This window comes from Streptomyces tamarix (assembly GCF_032423885.1).
Classification (GTDB): Bacteria; Actinomycetota; Actinomycetes; order Streptomycetales; family Streptomycetaceae; genus Streptomyces; species Streptomyces tamarix.
Window position 1 is genome coordinate 1 of record NZ_JAWCTQ010000050.1, and the last position, 25,195, is coordinate 25,195.

Annotated in this window: 23 protein-coding genes; 17 read left to right on the forward strand and 6 right to left on the reverse strand. The window is 74.7% G+C overall.

All coding sequences use genetic code 11. The annotated features are described in order from the left end of the window. The first annotated feature begins 335 nt into the window (after nucleotides 1-335). A complete protein-coding gene (locus tag RND61_RS27940; protein WP_315880909.1) occupies nucleotides 336-653 on the forward strand; it encodes an alpha-amylase in 318 nt (105 codons plus the stop codon). Between the two features lie 41 nt (nucleotides 654-694). Then, nucleotides 695-1,315: an L-threonylcarbamoyladenylate synthase gene (locus tag RND61_RS27945; protein WP_315880910.1), complete on the forward strand. Its 621-nt coding sequence runs from the start codon at nucleotides 695-697 to the stop codon at nucleotides 1,313-1,315. Between the two features lie 415 nt (nucleotides 1,316-1,730). Here the strand turns inward: RND61_RS27945 and RND61_RS27950 are convergent, their stop codons facing one another. Continuing rightward, entirely contained in the window at nucleotides 1,731-3,050 is a 1,320-nt protein-coding gene (locus RND61_RS27950; protein ID WP_315880911.1) for a cation:proton antiporter, read from the reverse strand. A 267-nt stretch (nucleotides 3,051-3,317) separates the two neighbouring features. Here RND61_RS27950 and RND61_RS27955 point away from each other — a divergent pair, with 267 nt between their 5' ends. The 10 genes from RND61_RS27955 to RND61_RS28000 all read left to right on the forward strand — a co-directional run bounded on the left by RND61_RS27955 (nucleotide 3,318) and on the right by RND61_RS28000 (nucleotide 14,679). Next, complete coding sequence (locus RND61_RS27955) at nucleotides 3,318-4,004, forward strand: lysophospholipid acyltransferase family protein (protein WP_315880912.1); 687 nt, start codon at nucleotides 3,318-3,320, stop codon at nucleotides 4,002-4,004. Between the two features lie 648 nt (nucleotides 4,005-4,652). Beyond that, nucleotides 4,653-6,086 carry a nitroreductase family protein gene (locus tag RND61_RS27960; RefSeq protein ID WP_315880913.1) on the forward strand — a complete coding sequence of 478 codons (1,434 nt, stop codon included), beginning with the start codon at nucleotides 4,653-4,655 and terminating at the stop codon, nucleotides 6,084-6,086. 5 nt (nucleotides 6,087-6,091) lie between these two features. Next, nucleotides 6,092-7,531: a class I adenylate-forming enzyme family protein gene (locus tag RND61_RS27965; RefSeq protein WP_315880914.1), complete on the forward strand. Its 1,440-nt coding sequence runs from the start codon at nucleotides 6,092-6,094 to the stop codon at nucleotides 7,529-7,531. A gap of 28 nt (nucleotides 7,532-7,559) precedes the next feature. After that, nucleotides 7,560-7,823, forward strand: coding sequence for a phosphopantetheine-binding protein (locus RND61_RS27970; protein ID WP_315880915.1), 264 nt, complete (start codon nucleotides 7,560-7,562; stop codon nucleotides 7,821-7,823). Beyond that, nucleotides 7,816-8,532: a dihydrodipicolinate reductase C-terminal domain-containing protein gene (locus tag RND61_RS27975; protein WP_315880916.1), complete on the forward strand. Its 717-nt coding sequence runs from the start codon at nucleotides 7,816-7,818 to the stop codon at nucleotides 8,530-8,532. The genes RND61_RS27970 and RND61_RS27975 overlap by 8 nt, the downstream gene beginning before the upstream one ends. Then, on the forward strand, nucleotides 8,529-9,278 hold the full coding sequence (locus RND61_RS27980; protein ID WP_315880917.1) for a class II aldolase/adducin family protein: 750 nt from the start codon (nucleotides 8,529-8,531) through the stop codon (nucleotides 9,276-9,278). The genes RND61_RS27975 and RND61_RS27980 overlap by 4 nt, the downstream gene beginning before the upstream one ends. A 133-nt stretch (nucleotides 9,279-9,411) precedes the next feature. Next, nucleotides 9,412-10,551, forward strand: coding sequence for an acyl-CoA dehydrogenase family protein (locus tag RND61_RS27985; protein WP_315880918.1), 1,140 nt, complete (start codon nucleotides 9,412-9,414; stop codon nucleotides 10,549-10,551). A gap of 70 nt (nucleotides 10,552-10,621) precedes the next feature. Next, nucleotides 10,622-11,998, forward strand: a complete 1,377-nt coding sequence (locus RND61_RS27990) for a condensation domain-containing protein (RefSeq protein ID WP_315880919.1) — start codon at nucleotides 10,622-10,624, stop codon at nucleotides 11,996-11,998. Nucleotides 11,999-12,000: 2 nt separating this feature from the next. Then, nucleotides 12,001-13,155 carry a polysaccharide deacetylase family protein gene (locus RND61_RS27995; protein WP_315880920.1) on the forward strand — a complete coding sequence of 385 codons (1,155 nt, stop codon included), beginning with the start codon at nucleotides 12,001-12,003 and terminating at the stop codon, nucleotides 13,153-13,155. A gap of 240 nt (nucleotides 13,156-13,395) precedes the next feature. After that, nucleotides 13,396-14,679: an MFS transporter gene (locus RND61_RS28000; protein WP_315880921.1), complete on the forward strand. Its 1,284-nt coding sequence runs from the start codon at nucleotides 13,396-13,398 to the stop codon at nucleotides 14,677-14,679. A gap of 425 nt (nucleotides 14,680-15,104) precedes the next feature. On the opposite strand, the gene RND61_RS28005 is transcribed toward RND61_RS28000, so the two are convergent. Both RND61_RS28005 and RND61_RS28010 read right to left on the reverse strand, forming a co-directional pair. After that, on the reverse strand, nucleotides 15,105-15,698 hold the full coding sequence (locus RND61_RS28005; RefSeq protein WP_315880922.1) for a DinB family protein: 594 nt from the start codon (nucleotides 15,696-15,698) through the stop codon (nucleotides 15,105-15,107). A gap of 31 nt (nucleotides 15,699-15,729) precedes the next feature. After that, a complete protein-coding gene (locus tag RND61_RS28010) occupies nucleotides 15,730-16,821 on the reverse strand; it encodes a GNAT family N-acetyltransferase (RefSeq protein ID WP_315880923.1) in 1,092 nt (363 codons plus the stop codon). A gap of 238 nt (nucleotides 16,822-17,059) precedes the next feature. Here RND61_RS28010 and RND61_RS28015 point away from each other — a divergent pair, with 238 nt between their 5' ends. Both RND61_RS28015 and RND61_RS28020 read left to right on the forward strand, forming a co-directional pair. Further along, nucleotides 17,060-17,629 carry a TetR/AcrR family transcriptional regulator gene (locus RND61_RS28015; RefSeq protein WP_315880924.1) on the forward strand — a complete coding sequence of 190 codons (570 nt, stop codon included), beginning with the start codon at nucleotides 17,060-17,062 and terminating at the stop codon, nucleotides 17,627-17,629. A gap of 86 nt (nucleotides 17,630-17,715) precedes the next feature. Then, complete coding sequence (locus RND61_RS28020) at nucleotides 17,716-18,900, forward strand: GDSL-type esterase/lipase family protein (protein WP_315880925.1); 1,185 nt, start codon at nucleotides 17,716-17,718, stop codon at nucleotides 18,898-18,900. A gap of 267 nt (nucleotides 18,901-19,167) precedes the next feature. On the opposite strand, the gene RND61_RS28025 is transcribed toward RND61_RS28020, so the two are convergent. Next, a complete protein-coding gene (locus RND61_RS28025) occupies nucleotides 19,168-19,755 on the reverse strand; it encodes a choice-of-anchor C family protein (protein WP_315880926.1) in 588 nt (195 codons plus the stop codon). 659 nt (nucleotides 19,756-20,414) lie between these two features. On the opposite strand from RND61_RS28025, the gene RND61_RS28030 reads away from it, so the two are divergent. Next, nucleotides 20,415-20,804 (forward strand): hypothetical protein, encoded by a 390-nt coding sequence (locus RND61_RS28030; protein WP_315880927.1) that lies wholly within the window; start codon nucleotides 20,415-20,417, stop codon nucleotides 20,802-20,804. Nucleotides 20,805-20,918: 114 nt separating this feature from the next. After that, a complete protein-coding gene (locus RND61_RS28035) occupies nucleotides 20,919-21,392 on the forward strand; it encodes a hypothetical protein (RefSeq protein ID WP_315880928.1) in 474 nt (157 codons plus the stop codon). Between the two features lie 809 nt (nucleotides 21,393-22,201). Here the strand turns inward: RND61_RS28035 and RND61_RS28040 are convergent. Both RND61_RS28040 and RND61_RS28045 read right to left on the reverse strand, forming a co-directional pair. Beyond that, complete coding sequence (locus RND61_RS28040) at nucleotides 22,202-23,500, reverse strand: MFS transporter (RefSeq protein WP_315880929.1); 1,299 nt, start codon at nucleotides 23,498-23,500, stop codon at nucleotides 22,202-22,204. A 263-nt stretch (nucleotides 23,501-23,763) separates the two neighbouring features. Then, nucleotides 23,764-24,018, reverse strand: a complete 255-nt coding sequence (locus RND61_RS28045; protein ID WP_315880956.1) for an EF-hand domain-containing protein — start codon at nucleotides 24,016-24,018, stop codon at nucleotides 23,764-23,766. A 212-nt stretch (nucleotides 24,019-24,230) separates the two neighbouring features. Here RND61_RS28045 and RND61_RS28050 point away from each other — a divergent pair, with 212 nt between their 5' ends. After that, nucleotides 24,231-25,190 carry a DUF389 domain-containing protein gene (locus RND61_RS28050; RefSeq protein WP_315880930.1) on the forward strand — a complete coding sequence of 320 codons (960 nt, stop codon included), beginning with the start codon at nucleotides 24,231-24,233 and terminating at the stop codon, nucleotides 25,188-25,190. Nucleotides 25,191-25,195: the final 5 nt, after the last annotated feature.

Sequence of the window (25,195 nt, forward strand, 5' to 3'; positions counted from 1 at the left end):
CCCCCCCCCGGGCGGCGGCCCCGCCCCCCGCCGCCGGGGGCTCCGCCTCGGCGGGCCCGTCGACCCACCGAGGCGGTGGGGCCCGCGCGCCGGAGCGGCCGGAGCGGCGGGCGGGCGCCCGGCGGGCGCGGCCGGAGCGGCGGCCCCGACGGCGAACGCGAAGGCCGCGAGCGTGCGGTGACCCCCGGTCACACGGGCCCGGTCCCCGCCGCCCCGGGATCCGCCGAGGACGTTGCGGCATCGGTTACGAAGCCGCTACACCCCGTTAACTCGGGGGATTTCACAGGCCATAGCCTGAGGGGCGTCACCTCCCCTTCCCGAGAGGAACGAGCTCCATGAAGGCACGTATGGCACGGATGGCCGCGACCGCCGGACTCGGCGCGTTGCTGACGGCGGGCACGGCCCTGGCGCACCCCGCCGCCGCGTCCGTCCCGTCGGCCGACGCGCAGCCGGCACCGTCGTGCGTCACCTACTGGCAGAGCTGGCGCTACGCACAGGTGGCGAACGACTGCACGACCGCCGTGGACGTCAAGGTGGTCTACCAGGACGGCGCGGAGGGGGTCTGCCACACCGCGCAGCCCGCCACGACGACCACGGTCGGCGAGGGCTACACGGGCACGCACGGCCACGTCGACCGCATCGCGCTCTGCTGAGCCTGACCGCCACCCGCCCGACGCCGCGTTAGGCTCGTCGGATGGCGAAGTACTTCGATGTGCACCCCGACGACCCGCAGCGCCGCGTCATCGGCAACGTGGCCGAGATGATCCGCTCCGGCGCCCTCGTCGCGTACCCCACGGACTCCTGCTACGCGCTGGGGTGCAAGCTGGGGAACCGCGAGGGCCTGGCGCGGATCCGCAGCATCCGCGACCTGGACGACCGCCACCACTTCACCCTCGTCTGCCAGAACTTCGCCCAGCTCGGCCAGTTCGTGCACATCGACAACGACGTCTTCCGTGCGCTGAAGGCCGCGACCCCCGGGCGCTACACCTTCATCCTCCCCGCGACGAAGGAGGTGCCCCGCCAGTTGCAGCACCCGAAGAAGAAGACCGTCGGGGTGCGCATCCCCGACCACACGGCGACCCAGGCCCTCCTCGCCGACCTGGGCGAACCGCTCGTGTCGAGCACGCTGCTGCTGCCGGGGGAGGAGGAGCCGATGACGCAGGGCTGGGAGATCAAGGACCGGCTCGACCACGTCCTCGACGCCGTCCTCGACTCGGGCGACTGCGGCACGGCGCCGACCACGGTCGTCGACTTCTCCGGCGGCGCACCGGAGATCGTCCGCCGGGGCGCCGGGGACACGTCCCGCTTCGAGTAGCCACCGGCCGGGCACTTCGCCGGCGGGGAGGCGGACCCGCCCCGGCCGGGCAGGGGGAGCCCTTGCGGAACCCGCGGGGGAGTCCTCGCGGGGCCCGCGGCGGCAGCGGCGCCGCGGCCCTCCTCACCGCCGCGGGCACCCCGACCGCCGCGTCCCCGCTCCCGGGGCCCGGGTGGCCGCGGCGCCGGTCGCGGCGTACCCGCCCTCCCGCGTCGACGCCCCGCGCACCGCAGCGCCCCTCCCGCACGGCCCCGCCTCCCCGACCGCCCACCGGTGGCGGTGGCGCGCCTGGCCGTCGGCGCCCCGCGCCCCACCGGGGCCGTGGCGGTCGCGGCGAGGGCCGCGTGACGGTGCCGTACCGACGCCCCGCCCCGCGGTGGCGCGGTCGCTGACGCCGTTTGGCCCCGGTGGGGTGTCAAAGCCGCTCGTGGGCGACGTCGTCGTCGCCGGGCCGCCCGCCGCGGTGCCTGCGCCGGGCCTTGAGCAGCCGCATCCGGTCGAGGCGCGAGATGACGGGCGAGGCGCTGACGCCGTGCACGACGACGGAGGCGAGGACGGTGAAGGTCACGACGGCCCAGAGCTCCCCCGCCGGGACGTGGAAGCCCTCCACGCCGAGGGCGTACGCGAGGTAGAACAGCGACCCGATGCCCCGGATGCCGAAGAACGCGGTCACGGCGCGCTCCCGAGGACCGGCGGCGGTGCCGAGCTGCGCCACCCAGCCGGTCAGGGGCCGCACGGCGAGGAGCAGCAGCAGGCCGACGAGGGCGCCCTGCCAGGTCAGCGGGGCGAGGGCGCCCTGGGCGACGAAGGCGCCGAGCAGGAAGAGCAGCCCGGCGGTCATGAGCCGTTCGACCTGCTCGACGAAGTCGTGCAGCACCGTGTGGTAGCCGTGGGCGCGCTCGGCGGCCCGGATCCGGCACGCGGTGACGAACACGGCGAGGAAGCCGTACCCGTGGGCGAGTTCCGTGACCCCGTACGCGAGGAAGGTGGCGCCCAGGGCGACGAACCCGTCGCGGTGCTCGGACAGCCGCATCGACTCCCAGCCGGTGCGGAAGAACAGCCAGCCGAGCAGCCTGCCCACGGCGAGCCCCGCCAGGACGCCGACGACGCACTTGTAGACCACGTCGCCCAGCAGCCACTGCCCGACCCACGCGCCGGACAGCCCCGTACCGGCCGCCGCGGCCAGCGCCACCGCCGCCATGACGACGGGGAAGGCGAGCCCGTCGTTGATCCCGGCCTCACTGGTCAGGGCGAACCGCACCTCGTCCTCGTCGTGCTCGGACTCGGTGGGCGCGCCGACCCGCACCTCGGAGGCGAGCACCGGGTCGGTGGGCGAGAGCACGGCGGCGAGCAGCAGCGCGGCGGCGGGCGGCCAGTCCAGCAGCCACCAGGCGAGCAGACCGGTCACCGCGATGGTCAGCGGCATCGTCACGCCCAGCAGCCGCCACGACGCCTGCCACTGCCGCCACCCCACGGGCCGGTTCAGGGCCAGACCGGCACCCATGAGCGAGACGATGACGCACACCTCGGTGAGGTGCTCGACCCAGATCCGGTCGCCCACCGGATCGACCTCGGGCAGCGGCAGCGGCGACGCCTGGAGGACCATCCCGCACAGCAGGAAGACGAGCGGCATGGACAGCGGCCGTCCGGCCACGAGCCGTGGCAGCACGGCGGCGGCGAGCGCACCGGCCCCGAACAACGTGAAGAAGAAATCACCCGAGCTCACCGCAGACATGTGCCCCTCACGCCCCACCAGTACGCCCCCTGCTCAAGCGGCACACCAGGGCGGGTCGGGCCCCGTCCTCAGCCTCCGCCTCCGTGGGAGCCTCCGCCTCTGCCTCGCAGGGCCCGACAGACCCGTGCCGGAGGGCATCCGCCCCCGTGGGGGAGAGGACCCTGCCCGGGTGCGCACGTCTGCTCGAATTGAGTACGGGTGCTCAGTCCCCGCCGCCGCCCGGCCGGCGACGATGACGGCCGACACCGCCGCAACCGGGAGACCCGCATGCTCAGCCGCCTCGCCCACGCCCTGGTCCCTGCCTTCGGCCGCCTCTCGGTGACCGCCGACCACGACGCGGACCTCGCACCGGGCAGCATCCTCGCCGCCAACCACACCTCGCTCGCCGACCCCGCCATCGTGCTCGCCGCGCTGCGCCGCCTCGGCGCCCGGCCGGTCGTCATGGCGACCGCGGGGCTGTGGAGGGTCCCCGTGCTCGGCCGCGCACTCACCCGCGAGGGCCACATCCCCGTGCACCGGGGCGACCGCCGCGCCGCACACGCCCTCGACCTGGCGGAGGCCGCCCTCCGCCGGGGACGGCTCGTCCTCATCTACGCCGAAGGGGGGATCCCCGCGCACGGGGGCACCGCCGAGGCCGCACCCGGCCCCTTCCGCAGCGGCCTGTCCCGCCTGGCCGAACGCACCGGCGCGCCGGTCGTCCCCGTGGGTCAGGCGGGAGCCCGCCGGGTCGCCTCCGGCACCCCGGCCGGGCAACTGGTGGGCGTCCTCAGCGCCCCGCTCCGCCGCCCCGCCCTGCACGTCCACGTGGGCGCCCCGCTGACGCTGACCGGCGACCGCGCCACGGGCACCGCCCGGGCGCACGCGGCGGTGACGGCCGCCTGGCGCACGGCGGCCACCCTTCTCGACGGGCCCCGGCCCCAGGACCCCGAGGCGGTCCGCGCGTACCGCGCCTGATCGGGCCGGGCCCGCCGGCCGTCCCGGAGCGGGGCGAGCGGGGCGCCTGCGGGCCACGGGACTTTTGGGCTCCGAGACCGGCGGGGCCGCCGTGTCCGCCGCCCCCTCATGCCCCTTCCCGGTGCCCGGCGCCGTCCCCGGCCTCGCACTCACCGGCCCACCGTTCAGAATCAGCCATTCCGCTTTGGTGTCCGATTTACAGCATTCACTCAGTTGGTTGGGATTTATTAAACAGCTTTGTTTCATTGGTCTTGACCAATGCCCGAGATGCTTGGCATGCTGGCGAAGACCGTAACCGATCATGCATTCCCGCGATGCGGGGAGCTCAATCGGATACGTGCCACATTCTGAGACAGGGGGCCGAAAAGGGAAGCGCTCGCCGTGATCGGCGCAGCAATGTGGATGTCAAGTGGCCACCTCGCCCGTCTCGTGACCCGAGAAAGCATCAGTCCTGCTCAAAGGTGGCAGCGCATCCTGCAAGAGGATCGCTGCGACTGTAAATGCTATGCCCCTCGCATTCCTCCATGGTGCATGAGGCCCGCGAAATCGGCGCGGAGGGCACCGCCTGCCTCATGAATATCCCGTGGACTGCCGGAGAATAGGAGGTTAGCGTCAGACGTGCAAGGAAAACTGATCACACAAAAACCCGTGTCAGTCGCATACGCGCCCGAGCGCGATTCCTCGGGCCACGCCGTCGACCTGTGGGCCCGGGTGGCCCTGCCGGCAGCGTCTCCCGAGCCGCCCGCCGAGCCCGTGGCCGCCCCCGGCCTGCGTCGTGCCCTGTCCCTGCTCGAGGAAGGCGTACTGACCAGCCGCGCCAACCGCTCCTGCGGCTCGTACGTGGCGCGGGCGGTGCCGTCGGCCGGAGCCGTGTACCCGTACGAGTTCGCCGTCCTCGTCATGGAGGACGGCGTGCCGACGGCCTTCCGGATCGACGCCGACCGCCGCACCTGTGCCCGGCTGGCCGCCGGGTCCCGCGTCACCGCCGCGCTGGACGCGTCCACGCTGGCCGTCCCGGAAGACGGCGGAGCGCTGGTGGTCACGCTCACCCGCCCCTGGCTCTCGATGCGCAAGTACGGCGACCGCGGGTACCTGTACACGCAGCTCGACGCGGGGCACGCGGCCGGGAACCTCGTACTGGCCGCGGCCGGCCGTGGCGCCACGGGGGCGCTACGGCTCCGCTTCCCGAGGGAGTCCCTCTCGGAACTGCTGGAGGCGGGCGAGAACTGCCGGGAGATCCACTCCGCGACCCTGGTGCCGGCCGGCCCGGCCGACGAGGCGTGGACCCGCTGGACCGTGCACGACGACACCGATCGGGAGCTGCGCGGACCCACCTGGCGGTCGTGGCTGGAGAGCACCTGCTGGGACTCCCTCGCCGCGTGGCCCGGGCACTTCGGCCCCCCCGCCCCCCAGGGCGCGCCCGCGCCGCTCGCCCGCATCCGCACCGGCCGGCCACTGCCCGCCGGGCAAAGCGGTCTGGGTGCCCCGTCCACCTGGCCGGAACTGATCGGGACGCGGGTCTCCAGCAAGGCGTTCACGGGCGAACCCGTCTCCGCCGCCGCCGTCTGGCAGGCGGTCTCGGCCCTGTCGACGCCGTGGGAGACCGACCTTCCCGACGCCTCGCCGCTGTCCGCGACCCTGGTCCTGCGGTCGACGACGGAACCCGAGCAGGACGCGGTGTACCGGCTGGGCACCGGTGAGCGGCAGCCTGGACGGCTGCCGTCCACCGACGAGGTGGCCCGTGCCTGCATGCAGCAGCGCGCCCTCGCCGGGGCCGCCGCCATCCTGCTGCTGCACGTGCCGCGCACCTCGCTCGCCGGGGCCGGCTCGGCCGCCGACGCCGAGAACCTGCGCGAACTCGCCTTCCGCTGCGGTGCCCTGGGGCAGCTGCTCTACCTGGGCGCGAACCGCGCGGCGGTCGGGGTGACCGCCATCGGCGGCTTCGACACGCCGCTGTGGCGCACGCTGGCGGGGCTGCCGGAGGACGACGAGATCCTGTACGCCCTGCTGCTCGGCCACCCGGACGACTCGGGCGTCAAGTTCGACCGGCTTGCCATGGCGCACGCCCAGAACGAGCGGTGAGCCCGATGTCCCCCGTCCTTCCCGACCTCCTCACCGACGTCCTCGCCCGCCACGGCGATCGCGTCGCGGTCACCGACGCCGACGGTTCGCTCGGATACGCCGAACTCGCCGACCGGGCCCGTGCCGCGGCGGACAGGCTCGCCCGGTGCGACGTGCGCAGCGAGCGGCTGCGGGTGGGCCTGTACGCCACCAACTCCGTCGACTACGTGGTCGGTTACCTGGCGACGCTGTTCGCCGGCGCGGTGCCCTTCCTGGCCGACTCGGCCTTCGGCCCGTTCGACCTCTCCCGGATCGCCGAGGACTGCGGGCTGGACCTGCTGATCCACGCCCCGGACGCCGATGTCCGGGCCGTCGTGGACGAGACCCTCACGGACGACGGAGAGTTCGGCGCCCTCGCGGTCAGCCGGGTGCGCCGGTACGACACCCCCCGCCCGCGGCTGCTGGACGACACCGAGGTGTGCCGTTTCACGTCCGGCTCCACCGGCCGGCCCAACTGCATCGAGTTCTCCGGCGCGGCCGTGTCCGCGGCGGCCGCCAACTGGGTGAAGGGCACCGGCCTCGCGGCCGAGGACCGGATCGCCTGTTTCGCCGCGCTCTCCAACGGCCTGGCCTTCAACACCTCGCTGCTGGCGGCCTTCCTGCCGGGCGCCTCGCTGCACCTGTCGCACGGCCTGCCCACCGCCTCCCGGGTCGTGCGGCTCCTGGAGAGCACCGCCGCCACGCGGCTGGTGGCGTTCCCGGCGCTGTACGAGTCGATCGTGCGGCGCTCCCCGAAGGAAGGCTTCGCCACCGTCCGGACCGCGATCTCCTCCGGCGCTCCGCTGCGCGACACCGTGCGCGAGGAGTTCACCCGGCTCACCGGCGTACCGATCCACAACTACTACGGGGTCGCCGAGGCCGGACCGCTGACGTACGCCGCCGACGGGACCGGCAGCGGGCTCGGAGCCCCCCTGCCCGGTGTGCGCCTGCTCGCGGAGGAGCAGGGCATCCGGGTCAGGAGCGAGTCGATGGGCTCGCGCTACCTCAACGCCCCCGGCGTGTTCGAGGAGCGCGTCGACGACGAGGGCTACTACCACACCGGCGACCAGGGCCGCCTGCTCGACGGCACGCTCCACCTGACCGGGCGCACGAGCCGGCTGGTCAACGTGGGCGGGCGCAAGATCGACCCGATCGAGATCGCCGAAGTGCTGCGCGCGGCCTCCGGGGTGCTGGACGCGGTGGCCTTCGAGGCCGAGAACCAGCACGGCGAACCGGCCCTGGCCGCCGTCGTCGCCGTCGAACCCGGCGTGACCGCGCAGACCCTGCGCACGCACTGCGCGGCGACGCTCCCTTCGTTCAAGGTGCCCGGAATCCTCCGCCTGGTGGACCGCATACCGGCGAACTCGATCGGCAAGCCGTCCGTCGAACACCTGCGGCGCATGCTCAGCGCCCCCCAGGACAACTGAATCCCCCTTCGAGACACAGGAATCACCCATGGACAGCAGCGCGCTCCGTACCAAGATCCTCGACCTCGCCATCGCGGCGGGGGACGGCAGCGTCACCGCCGCCGAACTCGCCGGTGCCAACTACTCGCTGCGCGACGTCGGCTACACCTCGCTCTCCTACATGCGCCTGATCGACAGCATCGAGAACGAGATCGGTGTCTACCTGGACCCGGAGGCCGCCATCGAGCACTACGAGACCATCGATTCCGTCACGGCCCTGGTGATCGCCAGCGGGACAGGCGCCGATGCCTGAGACACCCGTGAGCGACGGTCCCACGATCGGGATCGTCGGCCTCGGGCGGCTCGGCTCGGCACTGCGGTCGGTCTGCCGGGCCAACGGCGCGAGGGTCACCCTCACCGCCTCCCGCAGCGACGGCTGGTCCGTCGAGGCGGTGCCCGAGGTGCTCGTCGACGCCAGCGCACCCGAGGCGCACACCGAAGTCCTCGCCTACTGCGCCGCCCACCGGGTACCGCTCGTCGCCTGCGTCTCCAACCTGACGGACACCCAGTGGAAGGCGCTGGAGGAACTGGCCGGAGCGGTACCGGTGGTCCGGGCCACCAACCTCTCCTTCGCCCACTACCTCCAGGTCCGCGTCACCGAGTTCACCGCCGCCCTCACCACGGGCCGGTACGGCCCGACCACCACCGTCCGGGAGCGACACCCGCTCGGCAAGGCGCACCGGCCGAGCGCCACCGCGCTGGCGCTGGCGGACACCTGGGCCGGGGCGAGCGGCCGGGCCGTGGCCGACATCGCCGACGAGCGCGCCGGACTGCCGGTCAGCGAACACGAGGTGACCCACACCTGGGACGGCGAGTCGTTGCACGTGCGGCACCATGTCGGCAGTTGGACGGTGCCGGCCCGGGGCGCGCTGGCCGCCGCCGAATGGGCCCGCGCCGCATCCCCCGGCCTGGTCACCATGCGGACCGTCTACGACGACCTGACAGCTAGGAGCACGGCATGACCACCGATGAACCGCAGCCGCTGAACCCGGCCGAACGTCGGCTCGTCCTCCAGGTGGCGATCGGCGCCCGGATGCTCTCCCTCGACGGGCACGACGACTTCAACCAGGGGCAGATCTCCGCCCGGATGCCCGGCCGGGACGAGTTCTTCATCAAGGGGGCGCTGGTCGGCTTCGACGAGGCCACCCCGGCGGACGTGGTCCGCTGCTCGGTGGACCACACCCTGCCCGCGCCGCCGCTGGCGCCGCCGGAACTGCCGCTGCACCAGGCCATCTACCGGGCCCGCCCGGACGTCAACGGCATCGTCCACAGCCACGCCCCGTACACCCTGCTGTTCGGTGCCACCGACCTGCCGATGCGCCCGATCTCGCACGACGGCGCCTACTTCCGCGACCGGATCGGCCTGTTCACCGAGACCAGCAACACCGTCCTGGACATCGGAACCGGCGAGCACATCGCCAAGGACCTCGGCGAGCACCCGGCCGTCCTGCTGCGCAACCACGGCGGCGTGATCGTCGGCAAGAGCGTGCGGCACGCCTCCGTCTTCGCCCAGGTACTGGAACGGGCCTGCCGCCTCCAGTTGACCGCCGAGGGCACCGGCGTTCCGTACGCCTGGTCCACCGAGCAGGACGTGGCCGCCAAGCAGGACTTCATCTACGCCGACCTCTCCGTCCGCTCGTACTGGGACTACGCCGTCCGCCGGGTCGGCCGGCACTGGCCGGAGACCACCGACTGGGGCCGTGGCTGACCGCACCACCCGAACGGTCTCCACCGGTGGAGGACCCGTCACCACGGAGCAGGCGGGCCGCCGCGCCCTCGCGGGACGAGGGCGGGCGACGCCTGCTCCACTCACCACACCCGACACCCACGGAGGTCGTCCCATGAAGGTCCAGCGCATCCTGCCCACGGAGGAGGCGGCCGACCTGCTCGGCCTGGTCCGGGAGATCGCGGCCGGCGAACTCGCCCCCCGCGTCGCCGAGTTCGAAGCGGCCCACGAGTTCCCCCGGGAGGTCGTGCGCACCCTGGGCAAGGCCGGGCTGCTGAGCCTGCCGTACCCCGAGGAGTACGGCGGTGGCGGACAGCCGTACGAGGTCTACCTCCAGGCGCTGGAGGAGATCGCCTACCACTGGTTCGCGGTGGCCGAGGCGGTCAACGTGCACAACCTCGCCTGCTTCGGCACCGCCACCTACGGCACCCCGGCCCAGCGCGAGGAGCTGCTGCCCGGCATGCTGAGCGGCGAACTGCTGGGCGCGTACTGCCTGTCCGAGGCGGAGGCCGGTTCGGACGCGGCCTCGCTCACCACCCGGGCGGTGCGGGAGGGCGACGGCTACCGCATCACGGGCACCAAGTCCTGGGTCACCCACGCCGGTCACGCGGACTTCTACAACGTGTTCAGCCGCACCGGCGGGCCGGGGGCCCGGGGGCTGTCCTGCCTGGTGGTCCCCGGCGGCACGCCGGGCATGGTGGTGCACGAGCCGGAGCGGAAGCTCGGCGTCTGGTCCAACCCCACCGCCCAGGTCGTCTTCGACGACGTCCGGGTGCCGGCCGGGCGGTTGATCGGCCGCGAGGGCAAGGGCTTCCTGATCGCGATGGGCGCACTGGACTGCGGCCGGCTGGGCATCGCGGCCTGCGCGGTCGGCATCGCCCAGGCCGCCGCCGACTACGCCGTGCGGTACGCGAAGGAACGCCGCCAGTTCGGGCAGCGGATCATCTCCTTCCAGGGCGTCGGCTTCATGCTCGCCGACATGGCCACGCAGATCGCCGCGGCACGGGCGCTCACCCTGGCCGCCGCCCGCCTGAAGGACGCCGGCCTGCCGTACTCCCTGGAGGCGGCGAAGGCGAAGCTGTTCGCCACCGACATGGCGATGAAGGTGACCACCGACGCGGTGCAGGTCCTCGGCGGCGCCGGTTACGTCTCCGACCATCCCGTGGAGCGCTGGATGCGCGAGGCCAAGCTGCTGCAGATCGTCGAGGGCACCAACCAGATCCAGCGCATGGTCATCTCGCAGGGCCTGGACTAGCCGCCCCGGCGCGTCCAGCCCGATGTCAGCAGGTGCCGTACGCGGCAACCGAAGGGAAGGTGTGGAACAGATGACCACGGTCGAGGAGCGGACCATCAGACTGGACTCCGCGAGGGCCGGGACGGGCCCGGCCACCTGGGGGCAGCGGGCGATCTGGGGCGTCGTCACCCGGCTCGGCGACGACGCCCCCAGGTACAACCTGCGGCTCGACCTCCCCCTCGCCCCGCCCCGCCCCGCCTCCCGCGTGCTCGCGGACCTGGCGGAGCTGCTCCGGATGCACGACAGCCTGCACACCAGGCTCCTGCCGAACGGCGAGGACGGCCTGGAGCAGGTCGTGGACGGAACCGGCGAACTTCCGGTGGAGGTCCGGGAGTGCTCCGCGGCAACGGCCCCGGCGGTAGGCGAGGCCCTGATGGAGGAACTGGCGGGGCGCCCCTTCGACCACGCGCGGGAGTGGCCGTTCAGGGTCGGCCTCGTGGAGTGCGAGGGGCTGGTCCACCGGCTGGTGCTGGCGGCGTCGCACACCGCGATGGACCTGTGGGGGGAGGGCCGGATGCTCCGCGACCTGCGGTTGATCGAATCGGGGCGGTCCGCCGAGTCGCTGCTCCTGGAGCGCCCCGCCCTCCAGCCCCTGGAGGCCGCGGCGCTCCAGGCGTCGCCGCTCGGCCGCCGCCGGGACGAGGCCGCCCGGCGCTACTGGTGCGAGCGGCTCACCGCCGGCCCCCGGCGGATCTTCCTGGACCCCGCGGCGCCGGAACTCGCGGTGACCGATCCGGGCCGGCTGTTCCCCAACGCGCTGCTGCGCTCGCCCGCGCTGGCGGTCGCCGTCGAACGGGTGGCGGCGGCGCTGGCGGTGAGCGACGCCGCGGTGCTGCTGGGGGCGGCCTCCCACCAACTGGCCAAGATGTCCGGGAGCAGCGACGTCCTGTTCCAGGTGGTGGTGAGCAACCGCTTCCAGCCGGCCGCCGCCGAGTCGGTCAGCACGATGGCGCAGGAGGCCGTGTTCCTCCTCACGGACGCGGACAAGGACTTCGAGGACGCGGTACGGCGGACGCGGTCCGTCTCGTTCAGCGCGTTCCGCCACGCCGGGTACGACAAGTGGGCGCTGGACCGGGAGGTGGCGCGGCTGGTCGAACGCGGCGAGGCGGCCGACCACTCGTGCTGGTGGAACGACACCCGGGACCCGGCCGACGGGCCGTTCGACGCGGTCGAGCGGCCGCGGGCCGCGCTGGGCGAGCTGGTCGGCCGGACCGAACTGAGCTGGCCGACGGAGTTCCTGCCCCGTGCGAACGTCTCCGTGGCGGTGGACGTGCTGACCGCCCCGGGCGCCCTGGAACTCGCCATGACCGCCGACCCGGCAGTCCTCACCCGCGAGGGGATGGAGCGCTTCCTGCGCGGGGTCGAGGAATCGGTGGTCGCCGAGGCGATCGCCCTGGGGGACGGATGACCATGCGGTACGCGGGAATCGCCTGGACGGGCACGGGCTATCAGGTCGAGGTCCTCGACGGCGCGGGGCGCCGGGTGGCGGAGCCGAGCAGGTGGGGCGCCGCCCAGGTCGCCGAACTCATCGCCCGGCTGCGGGACCTGGGCGAGGAGGAGCCGCTGGCCGTGGTGATCGACAGCACCAACGGCCTGCTCGACGGGCCGATGACGGCGGCGGGCCTGGAGGTCTACCGCGCCGACCCCTGGCTGCTGCCGCCCCGGCCGCGGTTCGGTTCCGTCCCGGCCGGCCGACTGGCGGAGCAGGCCCGCAGCGCGCCCGGCGCCCTGGCCCGGGTGACCGCCGAGGGGGGCAGCCTGACCGGCCGCGCCGACGAGTACTTCGAAGGTGTGCGGCGCAGCGAGCCGATGCAGGCCGCGCTGACGGCGGCCGGACGCTGCTTCGAGCACGGCCGCCGGGACACGCCGCGGGTCGCGCTGACCTTCGACGACGGCCCCGACCCGGTGCAGACCCGCCGGATCCTGGAGATCCTGGACCGCTACGGCGTCCGGGCGACCTTCTTCTGCGTCGGCCACCACGTCGCGGCGCTGCCCGACGAGGTGCGCCGGATCGCCGCGGCCGGCCACGAACTCGGCAACCACTCCTGGTCGCATCCCTTCCTGCCCGACCTGACACCGGACGAACTGCGCGAGCAGATCGACCGGACGGCGGAGGCGGTGGCCCGGGTGACCGGCGAGGCCCCGACACGGTTCCGCCCGCCGTACGGCGCGCTGAGCCCGGAGGTGCTGGCCGCGCTGGAGGGGCATCCGGCGACCCTGACGCTGTGGGACGTGGACTCCCGCGACTGGGCCAGGCCGGGGCCGGAGCGGATCGCCGCGACCGTCCTGGAGGCCGCCGGACCGGGGTCGGTGGTGCTGATGCACGAGGGCGCCGGCGATCGCGGCCAGACCGTGCGGGCCCTTCCGTCGATCATCGAGGGCCTGCTCGGACGCGGCCTGGAACCGGTCACCGTGGGAGAACTGACCGCGCCGCCCGCCCGGGCCGGGACCGGCGGACGGTCGGCGGCGAGTCCGCCGGACGGCCTCGACCCCCGCCTCGAACCGGCTGCCGCCCCCGAGGCGTTCCGGCGGACCGGCGACGATCCGCCGCGCGGCGCGGGGTGAGACGCCGAGCCGTCCGGCGTTGCCGCCGGGCGCGGGGCGGCCCTCGGCGGGGCGGGGGAGGCAACCGGTCGTCCCGATGCGCGTCGCGGACCGCGAGCCGCGGACCGCGACCGCTTCACCACGGCCCGCGGCCCGCAGCTCACGGACCGGACGGCCACCGCGCCCGCGCCACCCGGCGCCGACGGCGAGCGGCCACTCGACCACGAAGATCACGACCTACCGCTGGAGTATGGAAAAGTCATGAAAGAACGCTCGGCAGACCACACGGCGGCGGTGGCGTCTTCGCAGATCCAGGACCGGCCCGGCGAGGCGCCGCCGACCGGACAACCGGCGATCTGGTCCCGCAACTTCCAGTACTACTTCACCGCCCGCAGCGCGGGCCTGCTCGGCTGGGCCATGCTGCCCGTCGCGGTCTCGGCCGGGTTGCTCAGTGCCGGGTACGGCCTGAGCACGGCGGGGAACGCGATGGCCTTCCTGGTGGGCCCGTTCGCCGGGCTGGTGCTGTTCGGCGGGGTGCTCGCGGACCGCTTCACCGCCCGCCGGCTGATGATCGCCGCGGACCTGGCCAACCTCACCGCCCACGTGCTGCTCGCCTTCCTCTTCCTCCAGGGCATCGACCACCTCTGGCACCTGTACGCGCTGTTGGTGGTGGCCGGTGTCGCCAACGCGATGTTCCAGCCGGGCGCCTCCTCGACCGTCCCGCTGGTGGCCCGGGACGTGCAGGGCGCCAACGGGGTGCTGCGCATCTCCGAGGCGCTCACCGCGCTGGGCGGCCCCGCGCTGGCCGGTGTGCTGGTCGGACTCGGCGCCACCGGCTGGGTGATGGTGATCTCCGCCGTCGCCTACGGGACCAGTGCGGCCTGTCTGCTCGCGCTCCGGCTGGGGGTGGTGCCCGCGCCGCCGGCCGGTGAGAGCCTGTGGCGCAACCTGGTGGTCGGGTGGCAGGAGGTCCGCAGCCGCAGCTGGCTCTGGGGCGTGATGGTGATCTGGATGTTCTTCGCCGTGTTCTCCTGGGGGCCGCAGTTGTCGATCACCGCCGGGGTGATCGTGCCCGAGCACGGAGCCACCGCCTTCGGCCTGCTCAACTGCGCGTTCGGCGCGGGCACCGTGGCCGGTGGTCTGCTGGCCCTGCGCTACAAGCCCGAGCGGCCGCTCGCCGCCGGGGCCGTGGCGATGTTGGCCTACCCGCTCTACCCGCTCGGCATCGTGCTCGACTGGCCGGTCTGGCTGCTCGCCGTCGCCCAGGTCGCGGTCGGGGTCGGCATCACCTTCTGGGGCGTCATGTGGGCCACCAGCGTGCAGACCCAGGTGCCGGGCGAGATGCTCAACCGCGTCCACGCCTACGAGGTCGCCGGCTCCGTGGGCATGTTCCCGGTCGGCAGCGCGCTGGCCGGTCCGGCCGCCGGGGCGTTCGGTACCGACCAGGTGCTCCTGGTGGGCGTCGTGTTCGCCCTCTTCACCGCCGCCGCCCTGCTGGCCGCCCGCCCGATCCGCACCCTGGGCCGGGTGCCGAACCGCGCCTGAGCGGTGCGGCGGAGGGGCGCCGACACCGACCCCGACCGGCGGTGCGCGGGCCCGGACGCGGTGCGGATCCAGCGTGGTGCGGCGCCCGGAAGGCCACGGGCGGCCCCGTCAGGACCGGGTGAGGACCGGGCCCGGTCCGGCCGCGGACGCACACGGCCAAACCGGCGGGCGCGCCGTCCTCGCGGCAGGGCGTCGGGGACGGGCCGGGGCCGCCCCCGTCGCCCGCGGCCCCGTCGCCCGAGGCCCCGGGCGCGCAGCCGGCCCCACCGGGGCGGTGGGCACCGCCGACGCGGGCCGGGGACCGACGCGGCACGGGTGACCGCGGGGGATGCTTCCGCCGCTCCGGCCGCTCCGCCCGCGGCACCGGGGCCGCCGTGACTCACACGTCCCGGCCGCTGCGCCCGCGGCACCGGGGCCGCCGTGACTCACACGTCCCGGCCGGCTTCCCGAGCCACCCGCTCCAGCCGGTTCCGCTGGTCCTCCCACCACGCCGGGTCGACCGGCGCCATGCTGTCGTTGCCCTCGTTCATCCCGACGGCGCCGTCCATGAGCTCCCGGAGGATGTCGGCGTGACCGGCGTGCCGGTGCGTGTCGGCGATCACCCGCGTCACGGCGTGATGCAGCGTCACCTCGTCCCTGCCGCTCGGCCACCACGGCACCCTGCCGGTCGTGTCCAGCGCCAGCGCGTCGATCGTCGCGTCCGAGTGCGCCCACGCCCGGCGGTAGAGGCCCACGACGAACTCGCGTGACTCCTCGGCGGTGGCCCACATGTCCGCGTTGGGCTCGGCACCGTCCTCGAGCCAGGGCAGCGGCTCGCCGGACGGCCGGCCGAAGGTGTCGCCGAGGTAGCCCAGTTCCACGCCGGCCACGTGCTTCACCAGGCCCAGGAGGTTGGTGCCGGTCGGCGTCAGCGGGCGGCGGACGTCGTACTCCGAGAGCCCTTCGAGCTTCCACAGCAGGGCGTCGCGGGCGGACTGCAGGTAGAAGCGGAGATCGGTCTTGGGATCCGATGCGGTCATGGGGTCATCCTGCTGCCCGCGTGGTCTTCGGTCACCGGATTTCGCCCTGTTCCCCCGTGATCGGGCGCCGGGGCAGGACGTAGCGGACGCTGTCGTCGGTGGAACCGGCCGGTGTGAACCCGGCCCGGGTGACGACGGCGTGCGAGGGGGCGTTGCCGTGGTCGACGGTGGCGCGCAGCACCTTCGCCTCCGGGTGGGTGAAGGCCCAGTCGACCAGGGCGCGCAGCGCCTCCGTGGCGTAGCCGTGGCCGCGCGCGGACTCCACGATGTCGTAGCCGATCTCGGCCTCGCCGTTGGCGTCCGGGGCGGCGTGGAAGCCGATGCCGCCCACGGCGCGCCGGTCGGAGGCGCGGACGATGGCGTACGTGCCCCAGCCCGGCCGGTACGTGCCGGCCTCGCGCGCCCGCACCACCAGGCCCCCGGCGAACCGCGTGCCCTCCTCCGGGCCCCCCTCGGCCCAGGCGAAGCCGCCGCTGCCGCCGCCGTGCAGATCGGCCGCGACCACGGGGGACACCTCGCACAGGACGAGCCGCTCGGAGCGGATCGGGTCGGCGTACCAGCGCCAGGCCCCCGGGCGGGGCAGGCCGTCGAGTTCACCGCGGCCGGTGGCCCACAGCAGCGTTCTCCAGGGGTCGCCTCCGCGGGGGGCCTGCGGGAAGAGCCGCTCCAGCACCCGGGCGCACAGGTGCCCGGGCGGCTGCCAGCCGTGCGCGCCGAGGGCGTCGAGGATGTCCCGGGTGTGCACCAGCGCCTCGACGACGCCCATGGCCGCGAAGCCGTCGCCGCCCGCGTCGCCGTACGGGTGCCAGGCGCGCACGTCGGGGGGCGTCCTGAGGACGGCGGCGGAGAGCAGCCCGCCGGTGGCCTCCAGGACGCGGACCAGGCCCTCGGGGGTGGCGCCCGGTCCGGCGACGATGTCGAAGGGGGCGTACCCGTCGGTCGCGCGGCCCGTCAGTTGGGTGGCGTAGCCCACGAAGTCGCTCGCGATGTGGACGGCGGTGTCGAAGCAGCTCCACTCCAGCCCGGCCGCCGGAACGGACCAGTCCCGGCCCGTCACGTCGCGGAGCGCGGAGGCGGTGGCGGTGACCGCCTCGTCGATGTCGTGTGGGCCCATGATCGTCATGGGGACGACCCTAGGGTCCCGTTCCCGAAGGCACCAAGGGTTTTGCAGACGCGGAGCGGGGCCCGCCCACGCCCCCGAACGCCCCTGGTACAGCCGTGCTCGCCACCGGGGGCGGGCCCGGCCGTGCCGCACCCCACCCGGCGTCGGACGCCCCTCGCCTACATGATGTGGTAGTTTGCCTAAAGGTATTAGGTAAAAGGTTAATGGCTGATGCACCCGGCCGAAGGAAGGGAAGGAAATGGTCCGCGCGGGACTGACCGCGGAACGCCTGGCGCAGGCGGGCGCGGAGCTGGCCGACGAGGTCGGCTTCGACCAGGTGACCGTCTCGGCGATCGCCAGGCGGTTCGACGTCAAGGTCGCGAGCCTGTACTCGCACGTGAAGAACTCCCAGGACCTCAAGACCAGGATCGCCCTGCTCGCCCTGGAGGAACTCGCCGACCGGGGCGCCGCGGCGCTGGCCGGGCGGGCCGGCAAGGACGCCCTGGCCGCCTTCGCGAACGTCTACCGCGACTACGCCCGGGAGCACCCCGGCCGCTACGCCGCCGCCCAGATGCGCCTCGACCCGGCGGTGGCCGCCGCCGGCGCGGGCGGCAGGCACGCGCGGATGACCCGGGCCATCCTGCGCGGCTACGACCTGGCGGAGCCGGACCAGACGCACGCGGTCCGGCTGCTGGGCAGCGTCTTCCACGGCTACGTCAGCCTGGAGGCGGCAGGAGGGTTCAGCCACAGCGCCCCCGACCCGCAGGAGACCTGGCCGAGGATCATCGACGCCCTCGACGCGCTGCTGCGGAACTGGCCCGCGGCATGACCGGGGCCGCTCCCGGACCCGGGGCGCGCCCGCCCGCGCACCGGCCCAGCCGAACGCACCGCACACGTCACCGACAGGTGGAGACCATGCACACCCAGGACGACCGGATCACCACCCCCGTCACCGCGGACCTCCTGCGGGGCGCCCTCGAAGTGGAACGCACCGAGCGCGGTGTGCTGCCGCACCGCCTGCCCGCCTGGGCCCGCGCCCAGTGCGCCGACGGCCAACTGGCCATGGCCGAGGCCCAGCCCTCCGGCGTACGCCTGGCCTTCCGCACCGGGGCCACCGCCGTCGAACTGGACGCAGTACCCACCAAACGGGTCTACGTGGGCGCCCCGCCCCGCCCGGACGGCGTGTACGAGCTGCTCGTCGACGGCCGCCCGGCCGGCCGGGCCAGCGTGGAGGGAGGCGACACCCTGACCATCGACATGACCACCGGGACCGTCGAGCACCGGCCCGGGCAGCCCGGCACCCTCCGCTTCACCGGCCTGCCCGACGGCACGAAGAACGTCGAGATCTGGCTGCCGCACGACGAGACCACCGAACTCGTCGCCCTGCGCACCGACGCGCCCGTCGAACCCGCGCCGGACAGCGGCCGCAGGGTGTGGCTGCACCACGGGAGTTCGATCAGCCAGGGCTCCGACGCCGCGACCCCCACCACCACCTGGCCCGCGCTCGCCGCCTCCCTCGGAGGCGTGGAACTGGTCAACCTGGGCCTGGGCGGCAGCGCCCTGCTCGACCCGTTCACCGCCCGCGTGCTCCGCGACACACCCGCCGACCTGATCAGCGTCAAGATCGGCATCAACCTGGTCAACACCGACCTGATGCGCCTGCGCGCCTTCACCCCCGCGGTCCACGGCTTCCTCGACACCATCCGCGAAGGCCACCCGACCACGCCGCTGCTGGTCGTCTCGCCCCTCCTGTGCCCCCTCCACGAGGACACCCCCGGCCCCAGCGCCCCCGACTTCAGCAGCCTGAGCACCGGGCGGTTGCGGTTCCGCGCCATGGGCGATCCGGCGGAACGCGCGAGCGGGAAACTCACCCTGGGCGTCATCCGGGACGAGCTGGCCCGCATCGTGGAGCAGCGGGCTGCCCGGGACCCGAACCTGCACCACCTCGACGGCCGCGCCCTCTACGGAGAGGCGGACTTCGCGGAGCTCCCGCTGCCCGACGGGCTCCACCCGGACGCCGCCACCCACCGCCGCGTCGGTGAACGCTTCGCCGGGCTGGTCTTCGCCGACGGCGGCGCCTTCGCCCACCGCAGCGCCTGAGACCGGGCCCCGCCCCCCCCGCCCCGAGCCCGGCGAGACGGGACGGCCCCCGCCCCCGCCGAGGGCTCCTGTTCCCGGCCGCGGGCCCCCGCCCCGGGGCCACCCGCGAGCGCGGCACCCGCCCGGCGTGCACGGCGCCCGCCCCGTACGCCGGGCGGCCCACCGGCCCGGAGGCCGTGCCGGTCGGACGTCTCCGACGGGCACGGCCTCCGGCGTTCGCGTGGGAGCGTCGTCACCGGGCCGTGAGGGCCTCGGCGACCGCCTCGCCTAGCAACAGCACGCGCAGCACGTGTCGACCCGTACGTCGTCGACGACCGGGCCGTACGCGCCCGGCACCGTGCTGGCGAACCCGAGCGTCGTCGTCGGCCCGTTGGCCACGAACGTCACCTGCCGGGTCACGTAGCCCATGGCGGCGCGCGTCTTGCCCGTGGAGTCGAACGAGAAGTCCTGGAAGTTCTGCCCGTCGACCAGGACCCGGCCCGTCTTCACCGCAGGGCCGCCCGCCGGGTTCGCGGCCAGCGAGTAGGTGACGGTGTACTTCTTCCCCGCGGTCGTCGTGAAGGTCTGTGACACCGTTCCGGGCTGTGTGGCGTTGAGGTCGACGGACTGGTCCCCTTCGGCGGCCTGCCAGAACCCGGCACCGATGAGGTCCACCGCCCCGCTGGTGACCCTCCACGGACCGATGGACTGGCCGCTGGAGAGCGTCGTGAACGAGTTCGCCGGGGCGGTCGGGTATTCGAAGCTGCCGTCGTCGAACCGGCTCGCTGCCGAGGCCGGAGAGGCCAGTGCCATGGCCGTTCCGGCCGTGAGTAACCCGGCCAGGGCGACAGTGGCGAAGGAGCGCGAAACCACCATGAGTACCTCCTGGGAGTGGTGACGTTCCGGTGGAGCATGGCCAAGGCTCCTGCCTGGGCGGGAGGGAGGAGAAGGGCCGCGCCCCGGCGTGCGGAGGCGGTCGTCGGACCGCGTGGTGCGCGGGCGCCGGGGCGTTCCGGCGCGAGCCGGTGGATCAGCGCGCACACCGGCGTGCGCACCCGCCACGACGGGATGGCGCGATCGGGACGCGGGTGCCGGTCCTCGAACTCGCCCTTCCGACACGCCTCAGCGGTCGCGTGACGGATCGCTCGGGGCTTCCCCTCCCGAGGTTGGAGGCACGGCGAAGGCGCCCCACGGGGCCGCGGCCCGCCCGACGCGCCGGCCTCGTTCCTCGGCCTCGAAGGGCGGCCGGGCGCGGTCCCACCGCTCGGCGGCCGTCCTGAACTCGTCGTACGTGCCGCTCACCGCCCGCCCTCCCGCTCCGGTGCGCCCCCGGGGCCCGGCGCCGTCGGTACGGGGGCGGGTCCGGCATTCCGTCGGAGCCTCGTGCGCGGGCGGTCGTCGCCGCCACCGGCAGGCGTGTTCCCGCCGCGTCCGCCGGGGCCGTTCCTCCTCCGCGTACCGGCGCCGGAACCACCAGCCGTCCACCCGCGTCCCCGCTACCGAAACACCGCCCCCTCACACCACGGGAGTCACCGTTGTCCCTGCGCCGAGTCCTCGCCACCTCCACCACCGCGACCGCTCTCGCCGCTCTCACCGCCGTGGCCGTGCCCGCCACGGCGGAGGCGTCGGTGATCCAGATATGCGGCGTGCGGTCCAACGGCGTCCTGTGGTGCGGCAACAACGCCCCCACCTCGATCCGCAACTACCCCCACACCACGGACAGCTGGCAGGTCGACACCCTGCGCACCACGTACAGCTGGTTCAACTGCTGGACCACGGGTTCGCTGCACGCGGGCGGCAACCGCACCTGGTACAAGACCACGGGCGACGACCACGGCGCCTCGGGCTTCGTCCCGGCCGCCGCGGTCCACACGTCCTCCTCCTTCGACGCCGACCCCTCGGCGCACGGTCTGCGCCGCTGCTGACGGCGCACCGCCGTTCGCCCGCCCGTCAGTCACCGGCCGTTCGCCCTCACCCGTCACGGTGGCCGAGGGGGCGTTCCGCCCCCCGGGGGCCCGGCGCGCGGGCACTGTGGCCCCATGCGAACACACCGGCTCGTGCCCGCCGTCCTGGCCACCGTGCTCGCGCTCGCCGGATGCGTGTCCGTGCAGGGCGGCCCGCCCACCCCGCCCGTGCCGGGGAAGTCACCGGCCGGGAGCCGCCCGCCCGCACCGGCGTCCCCGACACCGCCCGCCCCGCGTGAGGAACTGGCCGGCACGGACCCGGTCCCGGTCGCGGCGACCCCGCGCCGTACGGCCGCCGGCCGGGGCGCCGCACCGACCGGCGCGCCGCCCCGGAGGCTCGGGCCGAAGGACCACCGGGCGGACCCACCGGGGCGGGCGCGGCGGACCGGGGCCGGGGAACCGGAGCGCGGCGGGCGGGGGAGGAAGCCGTCGATCACGGTGCCCCGGCCCGCGCCGCGGCAGACAGTCCGGATGCGCGACCTGTGCCAGGCGGCGCGCGGCACCGTGGACCGTTCCCTCGCCGACCTGTGCCACCGTGCCTACGGCTGACACGCGTCGGTGCGCGCTCCCGCGTCCGCGGTTTTACGGTCCGGGCCCCGGCCGCCGGCTCGGAGGGGGGAGCGGCCGGGGTCGTGAAAGGGGTTGGCCCCGCCACCGGGACAGGAGGGTGGCGGGGCCGGGTGCCCGGCGCCGGTCGGGGGGGTGTCGACGCGCGAGCTCGGGTCGAACTCCTGGTGCCCCCGATCGGTACGGGTATGCGGCCCGGTACCGAGGAAATTCCGGCGACCGCTCCGCCGCCCGATCAGGCGCTCGGCCGCGGCCGTGCGCGGGCCGCCCCGACCGGGGAAGCCACGTCGCCGTGGCCCCCGACCGCCGAGCCCACGGCTGGGGGAGACGCGTCTTCCCGCGCGAGGACGTACGCGGAGAGGGCGGCGCGGACCGTGTCGTGGAGGCGGTGGGGACGACCGCCCCGAGGCCGGGCGCGTGCCGGCAGGGTGCCGGACACCCGCGCCGACCCGGTAGGGGCGCGGGCGCCCCGCGCGCGGCACGGTCTCACGAAGGCCCCCGCCCGCGAGGCCGGCGGGTTACCGGCCTGCGGTGCGGGAAGCGGCCGAACGGCTCGGGGCGTCCGGCCGTCCACTGCGGCGGGCGGGGCGGTCGTGCGCCGCGGCCGTCTCCACCGCTGTCCCGGCACGCGCCCCCGCGCGGCGGGCGCGGCGGTGGCGTGAGCGACGGACGCGTACCGGCCCCGCACCGGAGCGGGCTCCTCGCCGCGCACCGCGGGCGGCGCGACCCCTCCGCGCGACCCGGCCCCGGCGGCGCGCGTCCCGGCGGAGGCGGGGCCGGGGCCGCGCGGGTCACGCCTGCGGGGTCCGGGCGTCGTAGCGGAGGAAACCGGGGCGGGCGAGGGCCAGGAGGCCCACGGCGACCACGCACGCGACACCCCCGGCGACCACGGCGGCGGACGGCGAGAAGAGGTCACCGGCCGTCCCGGCCAGGAAGTCGCCGGCCCGGGGGCCACCCGCGACCACGACGATGAAGACGCCCTGCAGACGGCCGCGCATGTCGTCGGGGACGGCCGCCTGGAGCACCGTGGAGCGGAAGACCATCGAGACGGTGTCCGCGCAGCCGGCGACGGCGAGGAAGGCCAGGCCCAGCCAGAGGTGGCGGGTCAGGCCGAACACGGCGATCGCGGCCCCCCACGAGGCGACGGCCAGGACGATGGCCAGGCCGTGGCGGTGGACGCGGCCCAGCCAGCCGGAGAAGACGCCGCCGAGGAGGGCGCCGACGGCGGGCGCGGCGACGAGCAGGCCGGTCGTCCGGGCGTCGCCCCCGTACGACAGCAGGGCCATCGCCGGGAACAGCGCCCGCGGGTGGGCGAGGACCATCGCGCAGAAGTCGGTGTAGAACGTCATGCGCACGTTCGGCCGGGTGGCCAGGAACCGCAGCCCGTCCAGGACGGACGGCCGCTTCGCCCCCTCGGTGCGGTGCGGCGGCATCGCGGGCAGCCGCCACATCGCGTACAGGGCGGCGCCGAAGGCGACGGCGTCGATCAGGTAGGCGGCCTCGTACCCCCACGCCCCGACGACGAGCCCGCCCAGCATGGGGCCGATCAGGGACCCGGAGGTCGTCGTCATCGACGACAGGGCGTTGGCCGCCGGGAGCTGCTCCTTCGGGAGGAGGCGGGGGATCATCGCGCTGCGGGCGGGCGAGTTGACCGCCCCGCAGACCGCCTGCAGGGCCACCACCGCGTAGAGGAACCACACCCGGTGGAACCCGGCGACGGCGCCGGCGGCCAGCACCGCGGAGAGCGCGGCCAGCCCGACCGCGCTGACCAGGCCGAGGAGCCGGCGGTCGACCGCGTCCGCCACAGCGCCCCCGTACAGCCCGAACGCGACGAGCGGGACGAGCGTGAACAGGCCGACCAGACCCACGGAGAAGCTGGATCCCGTCAGTTCGTAGACGTGGAGGGATATCGCGAGGGTGGTCATCCCCTGGCCGGTCCAGGAGATCGTGTTGCCGATCCACAGCCGCCGGTAGTCCGGGCTGGTGCGCAGCGGCGTCAGGTCGGCGAGTACGCGTCGCCGCGGCGCGGCCGGCGCAGTCGGCGGGTCGTCGGTCCCGTGCGCGGTGCCGGCTCCGGAGGTCTCGTTCATCGCGGCGCCCACGGGGCGCGGGGGAGTGGGGCGTGGTGGGGTCGCATGGAGCGCAGTATAGGAGCGCAGTGATTTGCGCTCCTTACGATTCGGCTGTCACCGGTCGAGGGTCCGAGCGGTGGCGGGGCCCTCGCCCCGGGCGCTCCGCGGCACCCCGGGGCAGCCGCGTCACGCCGAAGCGCGCCGGCCGAGGCCCCCCGCGAGCGGTTCGCGGAGTACGGACAGCCGCTCCCCGTGGCCGGCCGGGGCCGCCCCGCCGGGGGTCAGCGCCATCCGAAACGGCGGTCGACCACCGCCGCGAACTCCTCCAGGGTCAGTACGGCGTCCCCGTTCTGGTCCGCGCTGTCGAACAGCGCGGAGGACGCCTCGGCGTCCCCCACGCCCCAGAAGGGCAGATCACCCGCCGCGGCCAGGGTCGGCCCCTTCGTCCGCAAGGCCTTGATCACCTCTTCGCGGGTCAGCGTCCCGTCGTGGTCGAGGTCGAGCGCCTCGAACAGCTTCCGGGCCTTGTCACTGATCACGTCGGTCTCGTCCCCTTCGTTCGCGGGTGGGCGGCCCGCCCGCTCGCCCGCGAAGACGCGTCCCGCCCCGCGGGGGTTGCCCCGGAGTCGTGCCCGGCGCGGTGGCGCCGTCCGGCCCCGAACGCGTCGCCCCCGCGCCCGTACGATGTGGCGCGCGGGCCGGCCGCCGGGTGCGGCGGGTGTCGCCACGGAAACACGGAGGAGACACTGTGCTGCATCTGCGGGTCATCGTGCCGGCCGACCGGACCGACGACATCGTACGGCTCGTGGAGGGGACGGTCGGCTGCACACACCTCGCGGTGCTGCCGGGCGCCGCCCGCGACCCCGCGGGCGACGTGGTCATGTTCGACGTGGCGCGCGAGGTCGGCGACGGGCTGATCGACGAACTGCGCGCGAGGGGCCTCGCCGAGAACGGCGCGATCGCCGTCGAGAACGTCGACCTGCTCCTGTCGAAAAGGGCCGACGAGGCGGAGGAGGAGGCCCCGGGCGAGGGCGCGGACGCGGTGCTGTGGGAGCAGCTGGCCGGAGCGACGCACGAGGAGTCCACGCTGTCCGTCACCTACATCGCCTTCCTGGCGCTGGCCACGATGATCGCCGCGTGCGGTGTGGTGCTGGACAACGCGATCCTGATCGTGGGCGCGATGGCGGTCGGGCCGGAGTTCGGCCCGCTCGCCGGGTTCTGCACGGCGCTGGTGCGGCGCGCCCCGCGGCTGGCGTGGCGGTCGCTGACGGCCCTCCTCGTCGGTTTCGCCGCGGCCATGGCGATCACGGTGCTGTTCAGCCTCTTCATGGACGCCGTCGGGTTGTTCTCCGTGGAACGGCTGGACGGCGAGCGGCCGAACACGGGCTTCGTCTACGCGCCGGACTGGTTCTCCTTCGTCGTCGCCGTGCTGGCGGGCGCGGCGGGGACGCTGTCGCTGACGTCGTCGAAGGCGGGCGCGCTGGTCGGGGTGGCGATCTCGGTGACGACGGTCCCGGCGGCGGCGAACGCGGCGGTCGCCCTGTCGTACGGCGAGCTCGGCCAGACCCGCGGGTCGACGGAGCAGCTGCTGCTGAACCTGCTCGGCATCGTCGTCGCCGGCACGCTGACGCTGCTCGTCCAGAAGGCCCTCTGGGCGCGGCGCGCGGAGCGCCCCTCCCGCCGGCAGCGGTTCCGCCGCCGGGCGTGAGCCGC

Excerpts from the sequence above, each read along its gene's own strand:
- RND61_RS28040 (WP_315880929.1), bottom strand. The coding sequence starts at position 23,500 with ATGAACGAGACCTCCGGAGCCGGCACCGCGCACGGGACCGACGACCCG.
- RND61_RS27990 (WP_315880919.1), top strand. The coding sequence starts at position 10,622 with ATGACCACGGTCGAGGAGCGGACCATCAGACTGGACTCCGCGAGGGCC.
- RND61_RS27995 (WP_315880920.1), top strand. The coding sequence starts at position 12,001 with ATGCGGTACGCGGGAATCGCCTGGACGGGCACGGGCTATCAGGTCGAG.
- RND61_RS27950 (WP_315880911.1), bottom strand. The coding sequence starts at position 3,050 with ATGTCTGCGGTGAGCTCGGGTGATTTCTTCTTCACGTTGTTCGGGGCC.
- RND61_RS27970 (WP_315880915.1), top strand. The coding sequence starts at position 7,560 with ATGGACAGCAGCGCGCTCCGTACCAAGATCCTCGACCTCGCCATCGCG.
- RND61_RS27940 (WP_315880909.1), top strand. The coding sequence starts at position 336 with ATGAAGGCACGTATGGCACGGATGGCCGCGACCGCCGGACTCGGCGCG.
- RND61_RS27945 (WP_315880910.1), top strand. The coding sequence starts at position 695 with ATGGCGAAGTACTTCGATGTGCACCCCGACGACCCGCAGCGCCGCGTC.
- RND61_RS27955 (WP_315880912.1), top strand. The coding sequence starts at position 3,318 with ATGCTCAGCCGCCTCGCCCACGCCCTGGTCCCTGCCTTCGGCCGCCTC.
- RND61_RS28035 (WP_315880928.1), top strand. The coding sequence starts at position 20,919 with ATGCGAACACACCGGCTCGTGCCCGCCGTCCTGGCCACCGTGCTCGCG.
- RND61_RS27965 (WP_315880914.1), top strand. The coding sequence starts at position 6,092 with ATGTCCCCCGTCCTTCCCGACCTCCTCACCGACGTCCTCGCCCGCCAC.
- RND61_RS28015 (WP_315880924.1), top strand. The coding sequence starts at position 17,060 with ATGGTCCGCGCGGGACTGACCGCGGAACGCCTGGCGCAGGCGGGCGCG.
- RND61_RS27985 (WP_315880918.1), top strand. The coding sequence starts at position 9,412 with ATGAAGGTCCAGCGCATCCTGCCCACGGAGGAGGCGGCCGACCTGCTC.
- RND61_RS27980 (WP_315880917.1), top strand. The coding sequence starts at position 8,529 with ATGACCACCGATGAACCGCAGCCGCTGAACCCGGCCGAACGTCGGCTC.
- RND61_RS28025 (WP_315880926.1), bottom strand. The coding sequence starts at position 19,755 with ATGGTGGTTTCGCGCTCCTTCGCCACTGTCGCCCTGGCCGGGTTACTC.
- RND61_RS28005 (WP_315880922.1), bottom strand. The coding sequence starts at position 15,698 with ATGACCGCATCGGATCCCAAGACCGATCTCCGCTTCTACCTGCAGTCC.
- RND61_RS28010 (WP_315880923.1), bottom strand. The coding sequence starts at position 16,821 with ATGACGATCATGGGCCCACACGACATCGACGAGGCGGTCACCGCCACC.
- RND61_RS28020 (WP_315880925.1), top strand. The coding sequence starts at position 17,716 with ATGCACACCCAGGACGACCGGATCACCACCCCCGTCACCGCGGACCTC.
- RND61_RS28000 (WP_315880921.1), top strand. The coding sequence starts at position 13,396 with ATGAAAGAACGCTCGGCAGACCACACGGCGGCGGTGGCGTCTTCGCAG.
- RND61_RS27975 (WP_315880916.1), top strand. The coding sequence starts at position 7,816 with ATGCCTGAGACACCCGTGAGCGACGGTCCCACGATCGGGATCGTCGGC.